The organism is Clostridioides mangenotii TR (assembly GCF_000498755.1).
In the GTDB taxonomy this organism is placed as follows: domain Bacteria; phylum Bacillota; class Clostridia; order Peptostreptococcales; family Peptostreptococcaceae; genus Metaclostridioides; species Metaclostridioides mangenotii_A.
The window spans coordinates 36,050-55,492 of sequence record NZ_AXUS01000006.1; the positions used below are offsets into that span (position 1 = coordinate 36,050).

General features: G+C 32.3%; 21 protein-coding genes and 1 tRNA gene. 19 read left to right on the top strand and 3 right to left on the bottom strand.

From position 1 onward, the window contains the following. Positions 1–85 precede the first annotated feature (85 nt). Positions 86–760 carry a hypothetical protein gene (locus tag T473_RS16205; RefSeq protein ID WP_242825859.1) on the top strand — a complete coding sequence of 225 codons (675 nt, stop codon included), beginning with the start codon at positions 86–88 and terminating at the stop codon, positions 758–760. A 23-nt stretch (positions 761–783) separates the two neighbouring features. Continuing rightward, positions 784–1,011: a hypothetical protein gene (locus T473_RS19020; RefSeq protein WP_242825860.1), complete on the top strand. Its 228-nt coding sequence runs from the start codon at positions 784–786 to the stop codon at positions 1,009–1,011. Positions 1,012–1,014: 3 nt separating this feature from the next. On the opposite strand, the gene T473_RS0104425 is transcribed toward T473_RS19020, so the two are convergent. After that, entirely contained in the window at positions 1,015–1,224 is a 210-nt protein-coding gene (locus T473_RS0104425) for a hypothetical protein (protein WP_024620818.1), read from the bottom strand. Positions 1,225–1,326: 102 nt separating this feature from the next. On the opposite strand from T473_RS0104425, the gene T473_RS0104430 reads away from it, so the two are divergent. From T473_RS0104430 to T473_RS0104485, 12 genes are all read left to right on the top strand, one after another. Next, positions 1,327–3,111 (top strand): B12-binding domain-containing radical SAM protein, encoded by a 1,785-nt coding sequence (locus T473_RS0104430; protein ID WP_024620819.1) that lies wholly within the window; start codon positions 1,327–1,329, stop codon positions 3,109–3,111. 10 nt (positions 3,112–3,121) lie between these two features. Continuing rightward, entirely contained in the window at positions 3,122–4,267 is a 1,146-nt protein-coding gene (locus T473_RS0104435; RefSeq protein ID WP_024620820.1) for a tetratricopeptide repeat protein, read from the top strand. Positions 4,268–4,313: 46 nt separating this feature from the next. Then, positions 4,314–5,219 carry a bifunctional enoyl-CoA hydratase/phosphate acetyltransferase gene (locus tag T473_RS0104440; protein ID WP_024620821.1) on the top strand — a complete coding sequence of 302 codons (906 nt, stop codon included), beginning with the start codon at positions 4,314–4,316 and terminating at the stop codon, positions 5,217–5,219. A gap of 135 nt (positions 5,220–5,354) precedes the next feature. After that, positions 5,355–5,645: a hypothetical protein gene (locus T473_RS0104445; protein WP_024620822.1), complete on the top strand. Its 291-nt coding sequence runs from the start codon at positions 5,355–5,357 to the stop codon at positions 5,643–5,645. Positions 5,646–6,123: 478 nt separating this feature from the next. Next, the gene (locus tag T473_RS0104450; protein WP_024620823.1) at positions 6,124–7,800 is read left to right on the top strand and encodes a formate--tetrahydrofolate ligase; all 1,677 of its coding nucleotides are present in this window, start codon (positions 6,124–6,126) and stop codon (positions 7,798–7,800) included. A 116-nt stretch (positions 7,801–7,916) separates the two neighbouring features. Next, on the top strand, positions 7,917–8,549 hold the full coding sequence (locus T473_RS0104455; RefSeq protein ID WP_024620824.1) for a cyclodeaminase/cyclohydrolase family protein: 633 nt from the start codon (positions 7,917–7,919) through the stop codon (positions 8,547–8,549). Positions 8,550–8,579: 30 nt separating this feature from the next. Further along, complete coding sequence (locus T473_RS0104460) at positions 8,580–9,446, top strand: bifunctional 5,10-methylenetetrahydrofolate dehydrogenase/5,10-methenyltetrahydrofolate cyclohydrolase (RefSeq protein WP_024620825.1); 867 nt, start codon at positions 8,580–8,582, stop codon at positions 9,444–9,446. Between the two features lie 147 nt (positions 9,447–9,593). After that, on the top strand, positions 9,594–10,268 hold the full coding sequence (locus tag T473_RS0104465) for a methylenetetrahydrofolate reductase C-terminal domain-containing protein (protein WP_024620826.1): 675 nt from the start codon (positions 9,594–9,596) through the stop codon (positions 10,266–10,268). 27 nt (positions 10,269–10,295) lie between these two features. Then, positions 10,296–11,180 (top strand): methylenetetrahydrofolate reductase, encoded by an 885-nt coding sequence (locus T473_RS0104470; RefSeq protein ID WP_024620827.1) that lies wholly within the window; start codon positions 10,296–10,298, stop codon positions 11,178–11,180. Positions 11,181–11,202: 22 nt separating this feature from the next. Further along, a complete protein-coding gene (gene lpdA, locus T473_RS0104475) occupies positions 11,203–12,582 on the top strand; it encodes a dihydrolipoyl dehydrogenase (protein ID WP_024620828.1) in 1,380 nt (459 codons plus the stop codon). Positions 12,583–12,696: 114 nt separating this feature from the next. Continuing rightward, entirely contained in the window at positions 12,697–13,077 is a 381-nt protein-coding gene (gcvH, locus tag T473_RS0104480) for a glycine cleavage system protein GcvH (protein ID WP_024620829.1), read from the top strand. A gap of 56 nt (positions 13,078–13,133) precedes the next feature. Next, positions 13,134–13,225: transfer RNA gene (locus T473_RS0104485), tRNA-Ser, on the top strand. A 123-nt stretch (positions 13,226–13,348) separates the two neighbouring features. On the opposite strand, the gene T473_RS0104490 is transcribed toward T473_RS0104485, so the two are convergent. Beyond that, positions 13,349–14,164 carry a DUF6544 family protein gene (locus T473_RS0104490; protein ID WP_024620830.1) on the bottom strand — a complete coding sequence of 272 codons (816 nt, stop codon included), beginning with the start codon at positions 14,162–14,164 and terminating at the stop codon, positions 13,349–13,351. A gap of 19 nt (positions 14,165–14,183) precedes the next feature. Continuing rightward, positions 14,184–14,633, bottom strand: coding sequence for a MarR family winged helix-turn-helix transcriptional regulator (locus T473_RS0104495; protein WP_024620831.1), 450 nt, complete (start codon positions 14,631–14,633; stop codon positions 14,184–14,186). 375 nt (positions 14,634–15,008) lie between these two features. On the opposite strand from T473_RS0104495, the gene T473_RS16210 reads away from it, so the two are divergent. The 5 genes from T473_RS16210 (at position 15,009) to T473_RS0104515 (ending at position 19,425) form a co-directional block, all read left to right on the top strand. After that, on the top strand, positions 15,009–15,098 hold the full coding sequence (locus tag T473_RS16210; protein ID WP_038300302.1) for a potassium-transporting ATPase subunit F: 90 nt from the start codon (positions 15,009–15,011) through the stop codon (positions 15,096–15,098). Next, positions 15,095–16,780 carry a potassium-transporting ATPase subunit KdpA gene (gene kdpA, locus T473_RS0104505; RefSeq protein WP_024620832.1) on the top strand — a complete coding sequence of 562 codons (1,686 nt, stop codon included), beginning with the start codon at positions 15,095–15,097 and terminating at the stop codon, positions 16,778–16,780. Before T473_RS16210 ends, kdpA begins: the two co-directional genes overlap by 4 nt. Positions 16,781–16,796: 16 nt before the next feature. Continuing rightward, positions 16,797–17,114 (top strand): hypothetical protein, encoded by a 318-nt coding sequence (locus T473_RS20220; RefSeq protein ID WP_330369371.1) that lies wholly within the window; start codon positions 16,797–16,799, stop codon positions 17,112–17,114. Between the two features lie 62 nt (positions 17,115–17,176). Continuing rightward, positions 17,177–18,853, top strand: a complete 1,677-nt coding sequence (gene kdpB, locus T473_RS16215) for a potassium-transporting ATPase subunit KdpB (protein WP_334291441.1) — start codon at positions 17,177–17,179, stop codon at positions 18,851–18,853. 11 nt (positions 18,854–18,864) lie between these two features. Further along, positions 18,865–19,425, top strand: coding sequence for a potassium-transporting ATPase subunit C (locus T473_RS0104515; protein WP_024620833.1), 561 nt, complete (start codon positions 18,865–18,867; stop codon positions 19,423–19,425). The last annotated feature ends 18 nt before the right edge of the window (positions 19,426–19,443 follow it).

The following is a 19,443-nucleotide window of genomic DNA, read 5'->3' on the forward strand; positions in this document are numbered from 1 at the left end:
TCTTTTTTTTGAAAATATAAATTTGCAGATTGTGAAGAAATACTTAAAAATTGATTATATGATATTGATAAGGATGGCGAAATTTATGAAAGAAGTATTAATAAAAAATGCGTACATAAATTCTTTTGATATAGATGATAAGATTATTAAAGATATAATCATAATTAACACAAAATCGCTAGTAGATGACAAGACACAAAGGTATGTATACGTTGATCAAAATCGTTTAAAAGGCGAGCTGATTTACTATAGATACTACGGAGACAAATGTTTAAAAAGCAATATTTTAAATATTTTAATTCCTTTGATACTTGCAAATACAAATATTAAAAAGAGTGAAGAACAAGTCACAGATTTAATAACAAAATATGTAAACTATTTTAAGATAGAGGAAAAGTTTTTTGATTACTTATTGTCTTCAGTGATGTACAATTCGTTAATCCATTTGATAATAGATGACAAGAGCATTGAGTATAAAGATTTATTACAGAAGACAAAGGAACATGTTATAGGACTTAATTTAGAGCTTGAGAAAAAAGATATAGTAAAGTTTCAGATGGCAAGGATAAAAGCTATACAAACTATTGATGAATATATAGATTTAAAAACTTATGATTATGATGATGATATTTTAAAAGGACTATTGAATGTATTGTACGATGTATATGTGGAAGATAGAGTAGTGGAAGATCAAGGGCTAGTAAGTATAAAAAAATCTATACTATCGCTTTTAGGCGAAGAAATCAGCATGATAGTATAGATAATTTAGCTTTTGTTAATTCAATGTCTGAATATCTGTACAAGCTAAGAGACTACAAAGTAGATAAAAAAGTATTTGATAAAAAAGTAGATCCAAGATATATAATTAATCTTAAAGAAGAAGAATCGGTTTCGGATCCGATATTAAATCAAATGAATGTAGTTTCTAAGACATTAACAGACAATGCACTGAATATCGAAATTAATTGTAAATCTGGCAATTATGTACTTAAATTTATGAAACTAAAATAATGACTAAATATTATTACTGTGAGTTTCTAAATAATTTATAAAGTCACTTTCAGTAGTGTTAGTTAAGAAGCATAATTCTTTAACTATATTATTTCTAAGGTCGATAAAATCATCAAGCTTAGTAGTTTCATTAGTGAATTCTAATGCTTTAATTATAAGCAGCAGGTCTTTTTTCGATAGTGAGTCTATAGACACTTTATCTATTGATTCCATAATCAACTTCCTTTCTTAAAATAATAATATTTTTTATACATATATCATTTTAACCCATAAACACGTTAAAAAATAGTATAATTTTAAAAAGAGGTGAAAAATTTGAAAATATTACTTACAACTTTGAATTCGAAGTTTATTCATACAAACCTAGCTATAAGGTATTTAAAAGAATTTGTAAAAGACATCGCCGACATAGAAATACGCGAATACACAATAAATAACGATTTAGACTATATTTTAAAAGATTTATATAGACATAATTACGATGTGATACTATTTTCAACATATATATGGAATATTGAAGATATAGTAAGATTATGTGATAATCTAAAAAAAGTATCTAAAGATACAAAGATAGCACTTGGTGGACCTGAAGTTAGTTACGATAGTGTAAATGCAATGGAGAAATACGACTTTGTCGATTATATACTTTACGGCGAGGGTGAAAAAATATTTAGAGATTTAGTTCGCCATCTAAAAGGAGAACTTAAAATAGATGAAGTAAAGGGAATTGTATATAGAGAAAAAGATCCAAATCAAGTTAATGGTAAAAACTGCGAAAAAATAATTATGAATGATCCTATGGAACTTATTGAAAATTTAGATATTATACCTAGTCCATATAAAAATATAAATAGAGAAGAGTACGAAAATAAGATAGTATATTACGAATCATCTAGGGGATGCCCATTTAACTGTCAGTACTGTTTATCATCTACTTTGAAAGGTCTTAGATACTTTAGTACTGACAGGATTAAAGAGGATTTAAAGGCACTTATTGAGGCAAGAGTTTCTCAAATAAAATTTATAGATAGAACATTTAATGCAAACCGAAAAATAGCGATGGAAATAATGAAGTTTCTTATGGAAAATGACAATGGATACACAACATATCATTTCGAGGTAACAGCCTATTTGATAGACGACGAAATGCTCGAGTTTTTAAAGGATTGCAAAGAGGGATTGTTCCAGTTTGAAATAGGAGTTCAGTCTACAAATGATAAGACACTAGAGGAAGTAGGAAGAAGAGACGATTTTGAGAGATTATCGCAAGTTGTAAAGACTGTAGAGTCCTATAGAAATATTCACCAACACCTTGATTTAATTGCAGGACTACCTTATGAAGATTATAATAGTTTTGAGAACTCATTTAACGACGTATTTAATTTAGATATAGAGCAGCTACAACTTGGATTCCTTAAAATGATAAAAGGGACGGGCATTAGAGAAACTGCGGAAAAGCATGGTTTTAAATATAAAGATTACCCTCCATATGAGGTACTTTATAACGATTATATGAGTTATTTTGATATACTTAAATTAAAAGATATAGAGGATGTGCTCGAAAGGTATTATAACTCTAAAAACTTCTTACTTTCAATGAAGTATATTATAAATAAATTTTACAGTGAAAGTCCATTTAAATTCTTCGAAGCTTTTGCTACGTACTTTGATAAAAATGGATATTTTGATTTAGCTCAAGGAAAGAATCAGTTGTATAAGATACTACTTGATTTCTACTATGAGGAAATAGGTATAGAGAAGGATATATTTAGAGATATTCTAAAGTACGACTATGTATCGCTTGGAAAGAGTTCAAATATTCCTAATTTCTTTGCAAGAGAAGAGCTAGATGACTTTAAAAACAGATGTCATATATTCTTAAAAGAAGAAGATAATCTAAAAAAATATCTACCTAAATATGAAAATACACCAGCTAAAAATATAATAAAGTATGTTCATTTTGAGGTATTTGATTACAATGTGATAGATTTAAAAGATAATATAGACAGTGAAGCGATAAAAGACAGAAATGTAGTGCTATTTGAGTATGGAAACAAAAAAATATTTGATAAATCCAAGGCTTACAGCATACAAATATAGGAGGTATTTCATGAAATTTTTAATAGAAAAATATATACTTGGCAAAGCTGAAGAACTAGCCTTTATTACAATAAAAGACGATAGTGACTTCCATTTAGATGGTTATGAAATACCACGAGGGGGCATTGATGTACCTATTAAAAATGAAGTGCTTGTAAAGGGAATAAAAGAGAACACTGCGCAAGACAGAATTAGTTCGATGTCTCTTGCAGATGCAATGATTTTTATAATGGGTATAGACAGTAATTTTAAACTCAACAAAGAATACCAGAAATTCTTGAAGGCACTCGAATCAAAAACTGACCTAGATTTAAAATCTTACATGGGATATATGTCTAGAAAGTACTTCGAGATAGGAGAATATAAAGATGCTTTGATCTATTTAAAGGCATTAATTACGATGTTTCCAGAAGATTTGGATGGAATATACCATTACGCAATTGTATGCCAAGAATTGGCGAAACAATACCAAAAAGATACTGAAGAAGAGGCTATGGGCAAATTCTTATTAGAAGCTGTAGATAAACTTGAAAAAGTTGTAGATATAGACGAAAGCTTTGCTCTTGCATACTATCATCTAGGTTATCATTATTACAACCAAGCCCAGTATACAAAGTCAAAACTTACTTGGGAAAACGCCATAGGCTTAGGTATTGAAGAAGATCTTTATGCTGAGCTTCAAGAAAACCTAGGAAAGATGGACTTTAAAGTTCAGTATGAACAAGGGTACAACCTAATTTTCCAAGGAAAAGGGAAAGAAGGACTTGAAAAGCTATTACCTTTGGAAGAAGAGTATTCTGATTGGTGGAACTTATTATTTATGATAGGACTTGGCTATAAAGATATTGGGGATATCGAAGATGCAAAAAAATACTTTGAAAAGATACTTATACTAAAGCCAGAGCAAGTAGATGCCATGGTAGAGCTTGGACTTTTAGAGGCGCAGACAGGGAATTTAAATGGAGCAATAGAATTTTTCCAAAAAGCGGCTAAGTTAAAAGAAGATCCAGAGATTTTATGTAATCTAGGAATGGCATATCTCAACAACGGAGAATTAAGTGAGGCAATATATTATGTAGAACATGCACATGAGTTAAATCCAGAAGATGAGGTAACAATAGCTTGTCTACATGAAATAAATAAATACAGACAATAAGTAGAATCTGACAGATATTATAAAATAATATTAGGGGGGATTTTAATTGATTAAGAAACTAGATGATATGTTTAAGCAACTTGAAGGAACGAATAGAGGAATACTTTCAGTAGCAGCGGCACACGACGAAGAAGTTTTGATGGCAATAAAGGATGCTGTAGAAAGAGGCATTATAACTCCTATATTAGTTGGTAAAAATGACAGAATTGAAAAAATATCTAAAGAAATTGGATTTGACTTGACAGGAATAAGAATTATCGATGAAAATGATCTACAAAAATGTGCTGAGATAGCGGTTAAATTGGTATCTCAGAACGAGGCAGACTATGTTATGAAGGGGCTTTTAGATACATCAATTCTGCTAAAAGAAGTATTAAATAAAGAATACGGTCTTAGAACTGATAATCTACTAAGCCATGTAATGATATACGAGCTAGATGAGTACCACAAATTAATGCTTATAACTGATGGAGGTATGAATATAGCTCCAAACTATGAGCAAAAAGAACAAATACTTGAAAACTCAATAAAAGCTGCCAAAGCTCTAGGAGTATGTAAAGTAAAAGTAGCTTGTTTAGCTGCAAAAGAAAAAGTAAATCCTAAGATGCAGGCTACAGTTGATGCAGATTTGCTAGCCCAAGCTTGTGCAAATGGAGGATTTGGGAAAGATGTCATAGTAGAAGGTCCTCTTGCATTTGACTTAGCAGTATCGAAAGAAGCTGCCGAGGTAAAAGGATTTAAGAGTAAAATATCTGGAGATGTTGATGTTTTACTAGTTCCAACTATTGAAGTCGGAAATGGGATTGGCAAGGCTCTTACTTATATGGCTGATTCAAAATCGGCTGGAATAGTTATGGGGGCTAAGGCACCTATAGTGCTTACATCGAGGGCTGATTCACATGAATCTAAGCTGTATTCAATAGCTTATGGGGCTTTGATAGCAACTAAGTAAATAAAACGAATTTTATAAACTTAGATTGATAAAAAAGATATTTTAAAAGGTAGTATTAAGTGTCGTACAACACGCTAATACTACCTTTTTATTTGTCAGTAATTCCATATAGAATTATATCCACTATAAGATAAATTGGATGAATTGTTAGGAGAAAGTGAGTTTGATCAAATTGCTTCAATAGATATATATAATCAGATAAACTATATACCTGAGTTGCAGACAGAAAATATTTCAAAAATAAAAGATAAAAATGAAATTGATAATCTTCCATCCAATGATGAATTGTATAAGGGAAGAGAAAAGAATCTTATATATCATTTTGGAGAGAAAGATACTGAAGAGTATATTGGATTTGGCGGAGAAATTAAAAAAAGCGAACTAGGACAGGTTAGTTATTATTTATTTAAATTTAGGCACCAATAGTATTATGATTTAGAAATCAAGGTATACATAGTATTGGGCATTGCAACAGTAGTTTTATTTGCTAGATATTACAAATTAGAATCCGAACATTTAAATAATAAAGAAAATAAATAGAATGATTAAAAATTTAAAAAATAAAATGAAAAGTTGTATTGTAATTTCAAATGTATTTAATAATTTACTTTTGAATTTTTTAATATAACTTTTTTGACATATATTTATCAGAATTTTCAAAAATAATTTTTCGACACCAAATAGCTTAGTTTTACAGGGGATGAGCATAGAAGACTAATTTTATATAAGTACTTTCCGGAAAAAGAATATAATTTAAAAAATTCCTTAGAAGATGGTAAAAATACTTTGTATTTTGTATACAATAAAAGTTTAGTTATTACTATTTAAACTTAAAATATTATAGTATAATTGTAAATACGAACTAATAATAGTTTTATATTTTAAGCTTAGGAGGCGATTAGGTATGGGATTTAAATCAGACATAGAGATTGCACAAGAGGCTACACCAGTACATATTAAGGAAATAAGTAAAAAGTTGGGGCTTTCAGAGGACGACATAGAACTATACGGAAAATATAAAGCAAAATTAGACTACAATTTACTTAACAATGGGTCAGGTAAGAAAGCAAAACTGATCCTTACAACGGCAATAAACCCTACTCCAGCTGGAGAAGGAAAAACTACAACAACTATAGGTGTTTCAGACGCTTTAACTAGATTAGATAAAAATACAATAGTTGCACTTAGAGAACCATCTTTAGGACCTGTATTTGGGATTAAGGGTGGAGCTGCTGGTGGAGGCTATTCACAAGTAATACCTATGGAGGATATTAACCTACACTTTACAGGAGATTTCCATGCTATAGGCGTTGCAAATAATTTACTTGCGGCTTTAATAGACAACCACATTCACCAAGGTAATGCTCTAAATATTGATCCAAAGAGAATTACTTGGAGAAGATGTATGGATATGAACGATAGACAACTCAGAAATATTATAGATGGTCTGGGTAAAAAAATAGATGGTGTTACAAGACAAGATGGATTTGATATAACAGTTGCATCAGAAGTAATGGCTTCTTTCTGTCTTGCAAATAGTATTACAGATCTTAAAGAAAAATTAGGTAAGATAATCATTGGATACAACTATTCTGGAGAACCAGTTACAGCTAGTCAACTTAGAGCTAATGGACCGATGGCAGCTCTTTTAAAGGATGCACTTAAACCAAATCTTGTTCAGACATTAGAGGGAACACCTGCATTTGTTCACGGTGGTCCATTCGCAAATATAGCACATGGATGTAATTCAGTAATAGCTACAAAGATGGCAATGCATTTCGCCGATTATGTTGTTACTGAAGCAGGGTTTGGAGCAGATTTAGGAGCTGAGAAGTTTATAGATATTAAATGTAGAATGGCCGATATTAAGCCAGATGCTGTTATCATAGTAGCTACAGTTAGAGCATTAAAATATAACGGTGGAGTAGATAAAGCATCTCTTAACGAAGAAAATCTAGACGCTCTTGAAAAAGGTCTACCAAACCTTCTAAAACATGTAGAAAATATTACTAAAGTATTTGGAATTCCAGCAGTAGTAGCTATCAATAGATTCCCACTTGATACTGAAGCTGAACTTAAGCTTGTAAAAGATAAATGTACAAAGCTAGGCGTAAATGTAGCTTTATCTGAAGTATGGGCAAAGGGTGGAGAAGGTGGAATTGAAGTAGCTAAGGAAGTTCTTAGACTTATTGATGAAGAAGAGAACAGCTTCTCTTATGTATATGATATAAACGACAGTATAAAAGATAAAATAAATTCGATTGCTACTAAGATTTACGGCGCTGATGGAGTAGACTTTACGAAAGAAGCGAATAAAGAAATTGAAAATTTAGAAAAATTAGGATTTAACGATATACCAATCTGTATGGCTAAAACACAGTATTCGCTTACTGACGACCAGACTCAACTTGGAAGACCTACAGGGTTTAGAATCACAGTAAGACAAGTTAATATTTCTGCAGGTGCAGGGTTTATAGTAGCTCTTACTGGTGAAATTATGAAGATGCCTGGATTACCAAAAGTTCCAGCAGCGGAAAAAATCGATGTAGATGAAAGAGGTGTAATTTCTGGATTGTTCTAGTACAATTATTAACTTTTTAAAATTACATTTACAATTCGAGAGTATAGATATATAATATTATAAACAATTTTTTGACAATTTAGAAACATTATGAAATATTCAGTGGGAGGATTTAAATGAAAATCTCGAATAAAAGCTGTATAGACTTCGTAAGCCAATTGGCATCAAAAGAGCCAGTACCAGGTGGTGGGGGTGTAGCAGCGTTAGTCGGAGGAATAGGAGTAGCGCTTAGCAGTATGGTTTCTAACCTAACTGTAGGAAAGAAAAAATACGCTGAGTATGAAGATAGCCTACAAGAAATTTTGAAAAAAGCAGAAGAACTTGAAAATAGATTGATTAAGATGATTGACGAAGATGCAGAGTGTTTCTTACCTTTATCAAAAGCTTATGGACTTCCAACTGAAACTGATGAAGGGAAAAAAATAAAGCAGGAAACTATGGAGAGAACTCTTAAAATGGCTTGTGAAGTTCCTTTAAACATAGTAAGAGCATGTCATGAATCTATAAAGCTACATGAAGAATTAGTTGATAAGGGCTCTAGATTGTTGATAAGTGATGTTGGAGTAGGTGTTCAATGTCTTAGAGCTGCAATTTTATCGGCAAAGTTATGTGTGTTTATAAACACAAACTCAATAAAAGATCTTGAATACGTGGATAGAGTTGAAAATGAAGTATATGAATTAGTAGAAGATGGTGTAAAGATTTGCGACGAAGTTTATACAAAAGTAGAGGCGATAATAATAAAATAGAATCCAGAAGTAAAAGAGGAGTTGTGTATATTGAAGTTTGATTCAACAAGAGGGCAAATAATCAAGGGAAAACCTGTAGCTGATAAGATCAGTGAAGATTTGATTAAAGAAGTAGAAATCATAAAACGTTCAGGAAAATCCCCAAAACTTGCTATAGTAAGAGTTGGAGAGCGACCTGATGATTTGTCATATGAAAGAGGAGCGCTAAACAGATGTGGCAAAATAGGTATTGAAACTGAAGTTGTTGTATTAAATGAAGATGTAACGACAGAAGAATACATAGAAACTTTAAATCAATTAAATGAAGACGATACAACAAATGGAATACTTTGTTTTAGACCTCTTCCAAAACATTTAGATGAAAATAAAATAAAATACAAAGTATCTCCTCAAAAAGATGTAGACTGCTTCAACCCAATAAGCTTGGCAAAAGTAGTAGAATGTGACCATGGTGGATTTCCACCATGCACACCTACAGCTGTTGTGGAGATTTTAAAACATTATGAAGTAGAATTAAAAGGAAGAAATGTTACAGTAGTCGGAAGGTCTTTAGTAGTCGGAAAGCCAGTATCGATGCTTCTTTTAAATGAAAATGCTACTGTGACAATCTGCCATTCTAAAACGGATAAGCTTTCTGAAGTATGTTCTAATGCAGATGTGCTTGTTGCTGCGGTTGGAAGGGCGAAAATGATTGATGATAGCTATGTAAAAGAAGGTGCTGTCGTAATCGATGTAGGTATAAATGTCGATGATGAAGGAAATTTATGTGGAGATGTAGATACTGAAAAAGCAGCATTAAAAGCATCTCTTATAACTCCTGTACCTGCTGGTGTGGGATCTGTTACTACATCTATTCTGGCAAAACATGTACTAAATGCTTATAAATTACAAAATTAAACAGATAAAGTACAGTTAAAACATTATCTTCATATTAAACTAGATAGTATAAAGATTACACAGATAGTGTGGAAATAGGATTTATAAACTAAAGGTTAAAGAATAAATTAAAAATTGACAGTAAGCTAGGGGCTCATGGGGGATAATATGATTATATCTGAAAATAAAGATATAAAAGAAACACTTGAGATGATTGGGAAATCTGAAAAATTAATATTAGTTGGATGTAATCAATGTGCTGCTGCTTGTAATAGCGGTGGAGAGACAGAAATTGACGATTTGGGTGAAAATTTAAAAAGGCTTGATAAAAAAGTTCTAAAACATTTGGTTTTAGATCCCGCATGTAATTTACTAAAGACAAAGAAGGATATGAAGTCTATAGAGAAAGAAATAGAAGAAGCTGATGCAGTGCTTTCATTGGCGTGTGGTGATGGAACTCAAACACTATCTAAAATTATAAAAAACAAGCCAGTTTATCCAGTAAACAATACACTTTTTATAGGTGAAGTTCAAAGAGTTGGAAAATACGAAGAAGCTTGTAGAGCTTGCGGAAAATGTGAACTTGGATGGACTGGAGGAATATGCCCGATGACAGCTTGTGCAAAGGGACTTATAAACGGTGCTTGTGGCGGATCACAAAATGCCAAATGTGAAGTCAATGAAAATAACGATTGTGCTTGGGTAAAAATATATGAAAGATTAGAATCTATTGGCCAATTAGATAACTTACGTGAAGTTAGAGGGCCTAAAGATTTCTCTAAAAAGAATAATAGAATACGTTTAGACAATAGGAACCAGAGGGGGACAGCTAAAAACGTGTAGATTTTAGTTGGGGGCATGGTGAGATATATGAGTAAATTTGAAAAGTTATTAGAAGATGGAAAATTTGTAATTACAGCTGAGATTGCTCCACCTAAGGGGATCGATTTTACAAAAGTAATGGAAAGTGCAGAAATACTTCGTGGAAAAGTCGATGCTATTAATATCACAGATTTTCAGCTTTCAATTATGAGAGCTACATCCTTAGCAACCTGTAAAGTAATAAAAGATATGGGATTAGATCCTATTCTTCAGATGACAGGAAGAGACAGAAATAGAATAGCATTACAAGGGGAAATGTTATCAGCAGGAGTATTTGGTATCGAGAATATACTGGCGATTACAGGTGATCACACATCATTAGGAGATCATCCCCAAGCAAAAGCTGTATTTGATTTAGACTCGGTAGGAATACTACAAGCAGGAAAAACATTAACATCAGGTTTTGACATGTCTGGTAATGAATTAAAAGGAACTCCAGAGTTTTATTTTGGAGCTGCTATTTCTCCAGGACATTCAAATTTAAACCTACAGATAATGAAGATGAAAAAGAAAATAATTACAGGAGCGAAATTCTTTCAAACTCAAGCTGTATTTGACATAGAAGTAATGAGAAACTTTAGAGAGATTACAAATGATATGGATTACAAAATACTTTGTGGTGTGCTGCCTTTAAAATCTCCCCGTATGGCAAGAATGTTGAATGAAAAGATCCCTGGAATATTTGTTCCAGAAGATCAAATAGAAAGATTAGAATCGGTTGGTAAAGAAAACTGGAAGACAGAGGGATTAAAAATTACTGCTGAATTGATAAAGAAATTAAAATCAGAGAAACTATGTGACGGTATACATATAATGACAATTGGGGCAGAAGATAGAATTCCAGAATTATTAAAATATGCAGATTTACTATAATGATATGTTTGGGGGTAATTTGATGAAATTAGTGATTGTAGGCGGAGGTCCTGGTGGTTACGTAGCTGCACTAAAAGCTTCAATGTTTGATGTAGAAGTGACAGTTATCGAAAACCACAAAGTGGGTGGAACTTGCTTGAATTTCGGTTGTATTCCAACAAAATCATTACTTGCATCTGCAAATGTTCTTAACACTGTTTTAGATGCCAATGACTTCGGAATAAATATTGATGGAGATATATCGATAGACTATAATACTATTATTTCTAGAAAAGATAAAATAGTAGATCAACTTGTAAAAGGTGTCGAATTTTTACTAGATAAAAGAAAAGTTTCTTTAGTCAATGGATATGGAAGGATTATCGATAGAAATACAGTTGAAGTCACAAAAGCAGATGGTGATATTGAAATAATCAAGGGGGATAAAATTATACTTGCACAAGGATCAAAGCCTGTAATACCAAGTATATTTCCGTATGATGGCAAGACTATAATTACAAGTGATGATGTGTTAAGCCTTAAAGAATTACCGAAATCAATGGTAGTTGTTGGTGGTGGAGTAATAGGATGTGAGATAGGACAATTTTTTAGATCTATGGGAACAGAAGTTACTATAGTAGAAATGGCAGACCAACTTCTTATCAATGAAGATAAAGATATAGTAAAACAGCTTGTTAGACAATTTAAAAGAGATAAAATAAAAATGATTACTGGTACTTCTATAGTTAGCTGTGAAGTAAAAGACAACAATGCAACAGTCGAATTGTCTGATGGCAAAAAAATAGAGACTCAATATGTACTATTAAGTGTAGGCAGAAAATCTAACATTGAAGGTAGTGGCATAGAAGATATCGGTATTCAAACTAAAAGTGGAAAAGTGATAGTAGATAAATACCTTCAAACAAGTGTTGAAGGTATATATGCTGTAGGAGATATTATAGATACGCCGTTTTTAGCACATGTAGCATCTAAAGAGGGAGAAATAGCTGTAGATAACGCATTAGGAAGAAGTAGAGAGCTAAATTATACAGCTATACCTAGATGTGTTTATACAGAACCTGAATTAGCTTCTGTTGGAAAAACTGAAAAAGATCTAATTAAAGGAGAAATTCCGTATAGAGTTGGAAAATTTGAGTTTAGAGGTCTGGGGAAAGCTCAAACCATAGGTAAATACCAAGGATTTGTAAAAGTAATAGTTGGAGAAGACGACAGAATTTTAGGAGCATCTATAATTGGAGCTAGTGCTACAGAGCTACTTACAGAGCTTACATTAGCGGTACATCTAGGGTTAACCGTACAGCAAGTAGGAGATGTAATTCATCCTCATCCAAGTTTATCTGAAGGATTAATTGAAGCTCTTCATGATGCAAATGGGGAAGCTATACACTCTGTCGGAAAATAAAAGAATTAATTAACGAAGCTTAAAATTATCATAATGATATGATATAATGAGGCTTAAATAGAATATAGTATAAACTTATATCTAGATTTTGAATTTATTTTAGGGGGTAAATTTATGAAATTACAACAGGATTTAAAATATTCAAGCGACCATGAATGGGTGAAAGTAATCGATAGCGAGACAGTATATATAGGAATAACAGACTTTGCTCAAGATCAACTAGGAGAGGTATTATTTGTTGAAATGCCAGAGGTTGGTGATGAAATAAGTATAGGGGAAGACTTTGGAGTTGTTGAATCTTCTAAAGTAGCATCAGACCTTATCGCTCCAATAAACGGAGAAGTTATAGAATTAAATGAAGTATTAGAAGACGAGCCGGGAAGCATAAATGAAGACCCATATGAAAGCTGGATAATTAAAGTTAAAGTTTCAGATGCAGGAGAGATAGAAGAGCTACTAAGTGCAGATGATTACAAGGCTACTTTAGAAGATTAATTATATTAAGTTGACCAAAAAAGAATTATGAGATATAATCTAGTCATGTAACAAGTGGAGAAGTACTCAAGTGGCTCAAGAGGATCCCCTGCTAAGGGATTAGGCTGGGTTAACCGGTGCGAGGGTTCGAATCCCTCCTTCTCCGCCAACATGACAGTCAATAACAGATACAGACCGTTTTATATATGCTAGATTTAACTACATATCTACGGAATAAATAAAACCAAACTTCAACTGTAGTTTGGTTTCTTTGTTTTTCTTATGAGTACTATTAAGAAATATTTATATTATTAGTATCAAAATAGATTAAATCGCCACTTTTAAGATTCCAAACAGCTTTCAAACTTGTAGGTATTTTGACTCCATTATTTAGCCTATACAAGCCGTATTCACAAGTCCATTTTTCGTATGATTTAGTAGAGGAATTATATCTTTTATCTACAACAAACTTAGTTATTTCGTACTTATTATTAAAATAAGCAATCCCACCTTCAATTAAATTACCGTCTTTTACAGTAACTTTAACTGAGAAATCGTCGATCTCTTCAAATGAAAATTTATCATTAAGAAATATTGATGGAAATAGAATTCCTTCTGCCAAGTAAGTAGTTAGCTCTCCTCTATTCATATAATCAGCATTATCATTAAATAAAGTTATATTTTTTGCAATAACGCCTTTCATAAATCCTTTTTGATTTTCATATATATCTAGTCCCTGAAATGGGAGACCGTAAATTTTTGAATCAATAAGTGCAAATCTTTTTAAGTTATCTGCAAATAGATTTACTGTAAAGTCGATCTTAATCTTAGGTTTGCTTTCATCTAATACAAAATCCACATCTTTGCAATAAAAATTTATATGATTATATTTGTTTGAATCAATGTAACCGTTATTAACGATATATTTCTGTAGTTGAATGGGAAGTTTTTTCAAATCATTTTGCGTTATTACATTATTTATTTTACTTGCGCTGTTTATGCTATTATCAACAAGTCTACTGTATTCTTTTATTACTGGAGAGTAGGGCAAGTTTAAATAAATAATAACTATACCAATTATAATAATTAAAGTTATAAATATTTTCATAGTAATACTCCTTAAACTTTTATTTTTCATCTATATTCTTTTCCATATTATAGATATTTACTGCTAATTTGTTCATATAAACATAAAAGTTTTTTATTTCATCTTTATTAAAATCTTTAAAAACAGCTTCTACAAACTCGTTTTCTTTTTCCTCTCTCATTTTAAATATTTCATCGCAATATTGAGTAGGAATTACTAGCAGTGATCTAGCATCTTTACTGTTGTTTTTGAATTCTATCAAACCTTCTTTTTCTAAATTTAATGCAAGTTGTTTAACATTTTGGCGACTACTTCCAATTATCTCTGCTAAATTTGTAAGTGTTGTATCTTCTTGTGATGTTTTATAAATAGCGGCAATCAATAGCCATTGTTTTGTTGTTACCTTATCAAAAATTTTGTCGCCAAGATTTTGCAGTTTATTTGCTAGTATAAATATACCTCCAAAGATATAAGCTTTTTGTTCAATCAAAATGAATTCCTCCTTAAACGTAATATATTACCTAAATAATACGTAATATATTACGTTTTGTCAACGACTATATAAAAAATTTCTATATAATAATTATTTTAAATATATTATGGTAATAATTAAATAACTTAAAATTTAAAATAATTACTAGAAACCTAACAGAGATATTAAATTAATCTAATCTCGGTTAGGTTTTTTTGTTCAAATTTTCGAAATAATGTTTAAATTCTTGTTTAATTTAAAATGGTCTGAAAATAAAATCAAGCAATTTAAAATCTTTATAACTTCTTTATATCCTAAGTTTTTTCTGAACACTGTCTTGATAAAAATCCTGATAAGATAGGTTTGTAAAGGAAATTGAAAGGAGTTGAAGAGATGAGAATTATGTTATCAGTAGCAGGTTTAACAGGACTTGCATTATTAATTTACTTATTTTATGTTTTATTTCGAGGTGAAGAACTATGAATTATACAATTTTACAAGGGCTATTTTATATAGCTATTTTAGTTGGGCTATCAATTCCACTGGGAAATTATATATACAAGGTTATGATAGGAAAAAAAGTATTTCTATCTAGTATAGTTCAACCAGTGGAAAATGGAATTTATAAGGTTATAGGAATATGTAGAAAAGATGAAATGAATGCTAAAAAATATGCAGTATCTGTAGTTGCATTTAGTGTAGTTGGATTTATATTTTTATTTCTTTTGCAAATTATGCAGGGGTTAGTTCCATTTAATCCACAGGATTTAAATGGCGTTAATTGGCATCAAGCTTTCAATACGGCAGCGAGTTTTGTATCTAATACTAACTGGCAATCTTACTCCGGTGAGTCTACAATGTCGTATACAACACAATTTCTAGGTCTTACAGTACAAAACTTTGTGTCAGCGGCAACGGGTATTGCAGTACTATTTGCACTGATAAGAGGTTTTATACTAAATAGTAAAGATACAATAGGGAATTTTTGGGTGGATATTACTAAGGTAACTTTATACGTATTAATACCTCTATCTTTTGTAGTTGCAATCTTGATTGCTTCACAAGGGGTAGTGCAGACATTCGGACATTATAAAGATGTAATTACGCTTGAGAGTGGAGCCATTAAAACAGTGCCTCTTGGACCTGCTGCAAGTCAGATAGCTATTAAACAACTTGGTACAAATGGTGGTGGTTTTTTTGGTTCAAATTCAACATTCCCGCTAGAAAATCCTACAATACTTTCAAACTTTATTGAATCAATTTGCCTAATATTGATACCAGCAGCGCTTTGTATAACCTTTGGCAAAGCTGTTAAGAACAGTAAACAAGGGTGGACAATTTTTACCACAATGATGATAATCTTTGTAGTTGCGCTTTTCGCTACTACTTTTAGTGAACAATTTACAGGGCCAGTATTTAGTGGAGTAGTTAATTCAGGCAATATGGAAGGTAAAGAAGTCATACACGGTATAGGAGCCTCATCTCTTTGGGCTACGGCTACCACAGCGGCTTCAAATGGATCAGTTAATGCAATGCACGATAGTTTTACGCCACTTGGTGGTATGATACCTATGTTTTTAATGCAGCTAGGTGAAATAATATTTGGTGGAGTTGGTAGTGGATTATATGGAATTATTGCTTTTGTAATGTTGACTGTTTTTATAGCTGGACTTATGGTTGGTCGAACACCTGAGTTTCTAGGAAAAAAAATAGAGCCATACAATATGAAAATGGTGTGTTTAATAGTACTTACACCACCGTTACTTACGCTTTTAGGGACTGCAAGTGCAGTGATGGCACCAGATGTCGCTGAATGGATTTCAAATTCTGGAGCACATGGATTTTCAGAAATACTGTACGCATTTTCTTCACTAGCTAACAACAATGGAAGCGCATTTGCAGGATTTAATGCAAACACAGTATTTACAAATATAGTAGGTGGAATTATTATGTTGCTTGCTCGTTTTATACCGATGATAGCTACAATTTATCTTGCAGGCAATCTAGCAAAGAAAAAGCAAGTAGCAGCAACTGAGGGAACATTATCTACAAGTAATGCAATGTTTGTGGGTCTTTTAATAGGGGTTATATTTATATTCGCGGCATTGAGCTTTTTACCGACATTAGCTTTAGGTCCGATAGCAGATTATTTTATAACACATTAATAATGGGGTGAAAAAAGTGAAAGAAAAAAGTTTAAATAAGGACATTTTAATAGATTCAATACATCAATCATTTGTAAAGTTATCACCTAGTCTACAGGTCAAGAATCCTGTAATGTTGGTGGTTTATATAGGAGCCATACTTACAACATGCCTATATTTTCTATCTTTTACGGGGATTAAAGACGAAGGTTCAGGATATACCTTGGCTATAGCTTTGATACTTTGGTTTACAGTTCTATTTGCTAATTTTGCGGAAGCAATTGCAGAAGGAAGGGGGAGAGCTCAGGCAGATAGCTTACGTAGTGCTAGAAAAGATGTAAATGCAAAAAAATAAAATCTAGATTAAATATAGATGATTATACAGAAGTTTTATCAAGCAGTTTAAAAAAAGGTGATATCGTTTATGTAAAAGCTGGAGAGCAAATTCCAATGGACGGTGATGTAATAGAAGGTGCGGCTTCTGTAGATGAAAGCGCGATTACAGGAGAATCGGCTCCAGTTATACGTGAATCAGGTGGGGATAGAAGCGCAGTTACAGGTGGTACTACGTTAGTTTCAGATTGGTTGATTATTGAGGTAAGTTCTGAGGCTGGAGAGAGTTTTTTAGATAAGATGATAACTATGGTTGAAGGGGCTTCTAGAAAGAAAACTCCTAATGAAGTTGCTTTACAGATACTATTAGTAACTCTTACAATAATTTTTATAGTTGTCACAGCAACTCTACTCCCATTTTCAAGTTTTGCAAGTAGTCAAGCTGGAACAGGATCTGCAATCTCAGTAACTAACGTAATAGCTTTGTTAGTTTGTCTTGCACCTACTACTATTGGAGCTCTTTTATCTTCAATAGGTATAGCAGGAATGAGTAGACTTAACCAAGCTAATGTACTTGCAACAAGCGGACGTGCGATAGAAGCAGCCGGTGATGTCGATGTACTTATGCTAGATAAAACAGGCACTATAACACTAGGTAACCGACAAGCAAGTGAATTTATATCGGTTGCAGGGGTATCAGAAGAAGAGTTAGCAGATGCAGCACAACTCTCTTCAATCGCTGATGAAACTGCAGAAGGCAGAAGCATCGTAGTGCTAGCAAAAGATAAATTCGGTATACGTGGTCGTGATCTATCTAAACTACAAGTAAATTTTGTAGAGTTTACAGCAAAAACACGAATGAGCGGTATAGATTATCAAGGTAATGAAATACGTAAGGGAGCTGCAGAAGCTGTTAAAAATTACGTTTTAGCCAAGGGTGGAGATTATCCTAAAGAGTGCGACGATATAGTTAAACATATTGCAGGGGCAGGAGGAACTCCTTTGGTAGTTGTAAAAAATACTGTTGTTTTAGGAGTTGTTTATTTAAAAGATATAGTAAAAAAGGGTGTAAAAGAACGCTTTGAAGATATGCGTAAAATGGGTATAAAAACTATAATGATAACTGGTGACAATCCTATGACGGCAGCTGCAATTGCAGCTGAAGCTGGTGTTGATGATTTCCTAGCTGAGGCAACTCCTGAAGCAAAGTTAGAATTAATTCGCGAGTATCAAAGAGAAGGGCATCTAGTAGCTATGACTGGCGATGGAACAAACGATGCACCAGCATTAGCTCAGGCTAATGTAGCTGTTGCTATGAACTCTGGGACACAGGCGGCTAAGGAAGCTGGAAATATGGTAGATCTAGATTCTAGTCCAACAAAACTTATTGATATAGTTAGAATTGGTAAGCAATTGTTAATGACAAGGGGATCTCTTACTACATTTAGTGTAGCTAACGATGTAGCTAAGTATTTTGCTATAATTCCTGTACTATTTTTCAGTATATATCCACAATTAAGGGCTTTAAATCTCATGGGGTTAAGTAGTACTAAGAGTGCAATATTATCGGCAATCATATACAATACTTTGATTATAATTGCTTTAATTCCATTGGCACTTAAGGGAGTTAAATATAGAGAACTTCCTGCAGAAAAACTATTACAGAGAAATATATTAATATACGGTTTAGGTGGTCTTGTAACACCATTTATAGCGATTAAGTTAATAGATACAATTTTGATTATATGTGGTTTAGCGTGAGGTGAATTAAAATGAAAAAAGTATATGAAATATTAAGACCAGCAGTTATGTGTTTTTTTATTATGACAGTAATATGTGGGATTATTTATACAATAGCTGTGACTGGTGTTGCACAGGTTTTATTTCCGCAGCAAGCAAATGGAAGCATTGTAAAAGTTACACTAAAAGATGGTACAAAAAAGGATTACGGGTCTGAGCTAATAGCCCAAGAATTTACGAAAAGAGAGTATTTAATTGGAAGACCTATGGGAACAACAAATTTATCGCCTGTAAGTGATGAACAGAAAAATATAGTAAAAAACAGAATTAAATGGTGGCATGAATTTGATCCAAATAATAAAAAAGAAATTCCAATTGATTTAATTACTGCTTCTGGCAGTGGAGTTGACCCTAATATTACTTTACAAGCTGCAAAGTTTCAAGTAAGTAGAATATCAAAAGAGAGAGGTCTTTCTGAAGATAAGGTAAGAGAGACAATAGATAAATATACTACTAGAAGATTGCTTGGATTCTTAGGCGAACCATCAGTAAATGTTCTAAAAGTTAACTTATCTCTAGATGATCTAATATAGACTTTTGTTGTGATATAA

What these genes read in the sequence shown, in the direction of transcription:
- T473_RS0104435 (WP_024620820.1), top strand. Translation starts at nt 3,122, where the DNA reads ATGAAATTTTTAATAGAAAAATATATACTTGGCAAAGCTGAAGAACTA.
- T473_RS16210 (WP_038300302.1), top strand. Translation starts at nt 15,009, where the DNA reads ATGAGAATTATGTTATCAGTAGCAGGTTTAACAGGACTTGCATTATTA.
- T473_RS0104450 (WP_024620823.1), top strand. Translation starts at nt 6,124, where the DNA reads ATGGGATTTAAATCAGACATAGAGATTGCACAAGAGGCTACACCAGTA.
- T473_RS0104465 (WP_024620826.1), top strand. Translation starts at nt 9,594, where the DNA reads ATGATTATATCTGAAAATAAAGATATAAAAGAAACACTTGAGATGATT.
- T473_RS19020 (WP_242825860.1), top strand. Translation starts at nt 784, where the DNA reads ATGTCTGAATATCTGTACAAGCTAAGAGACTACAAAGTAGATAAAAAA.
- T473_RS0104490 (WP_024620830.1), bottom strand. Translation starts at nt 14,164, where the DNA reads ATGAAAATATTTATAACTTTAATTATTATAATTGGTATAGTTATTATT.
- T473_RS16205 (WP_242825859.1), top strand. Translation starts at nt 86, where the DNA reads ATGAAAGAAGTATTAATAAAAAATGCGTACATAAATTCTTTTGATATA.
- T473_RS0104470 (WP_024620827.1), top strand. Translation starts at nt 10,296, where the DNA reads ATGAGTAAATTTGAAAAGTTATTAGAAGATGGAAAATTTGTAATTACA.
- kdpA (WP_024620832.1), top strand. Translation starts at nt 15,095, where the DNA reads ATGAATTATACAATTTTACAAGGGCTATTTTATATAGCTATTTTAGTT.
- gcvH (WP_024620829.1), top strand. Translation starts at nt 12,697, where the DNA reads ATGAAATTACAACAGGATTTAAAATATTCAAGCGACCATGAATGGGTG.
- lpdA (WP_024620828.1), top strand. Translation starts at nt 11,203, where the DNA reads ATGAAATTAGTGATTGTAGGCGGAGGTCCTGGTGGTTACGTAGCTGCA.
- T473_RS0104515 (WP_024620833.1), top strand. Translation starts at nt 18,865, where the DNA reads ATGAAAAAAGTATATGAAATATTAAGACCAGCAGTTATGTGTTTTTTT.
- T473_RS0104425 (WP_024620818.1), bottom strand. Translation starts at nt 1,224, where the DNA reads ATGGAATCAATAGATAAAGTGTCTATAGACTCACTATCGAAAAAAGAC.
- T473_RS0104455 (WP_024620824.1), top strand. Translation starts at nt 7,917, where the DNA reads ATGAAAATCTCGAATAAAAGCTGTATAGACTTCGTAAGCCAATTGGCA.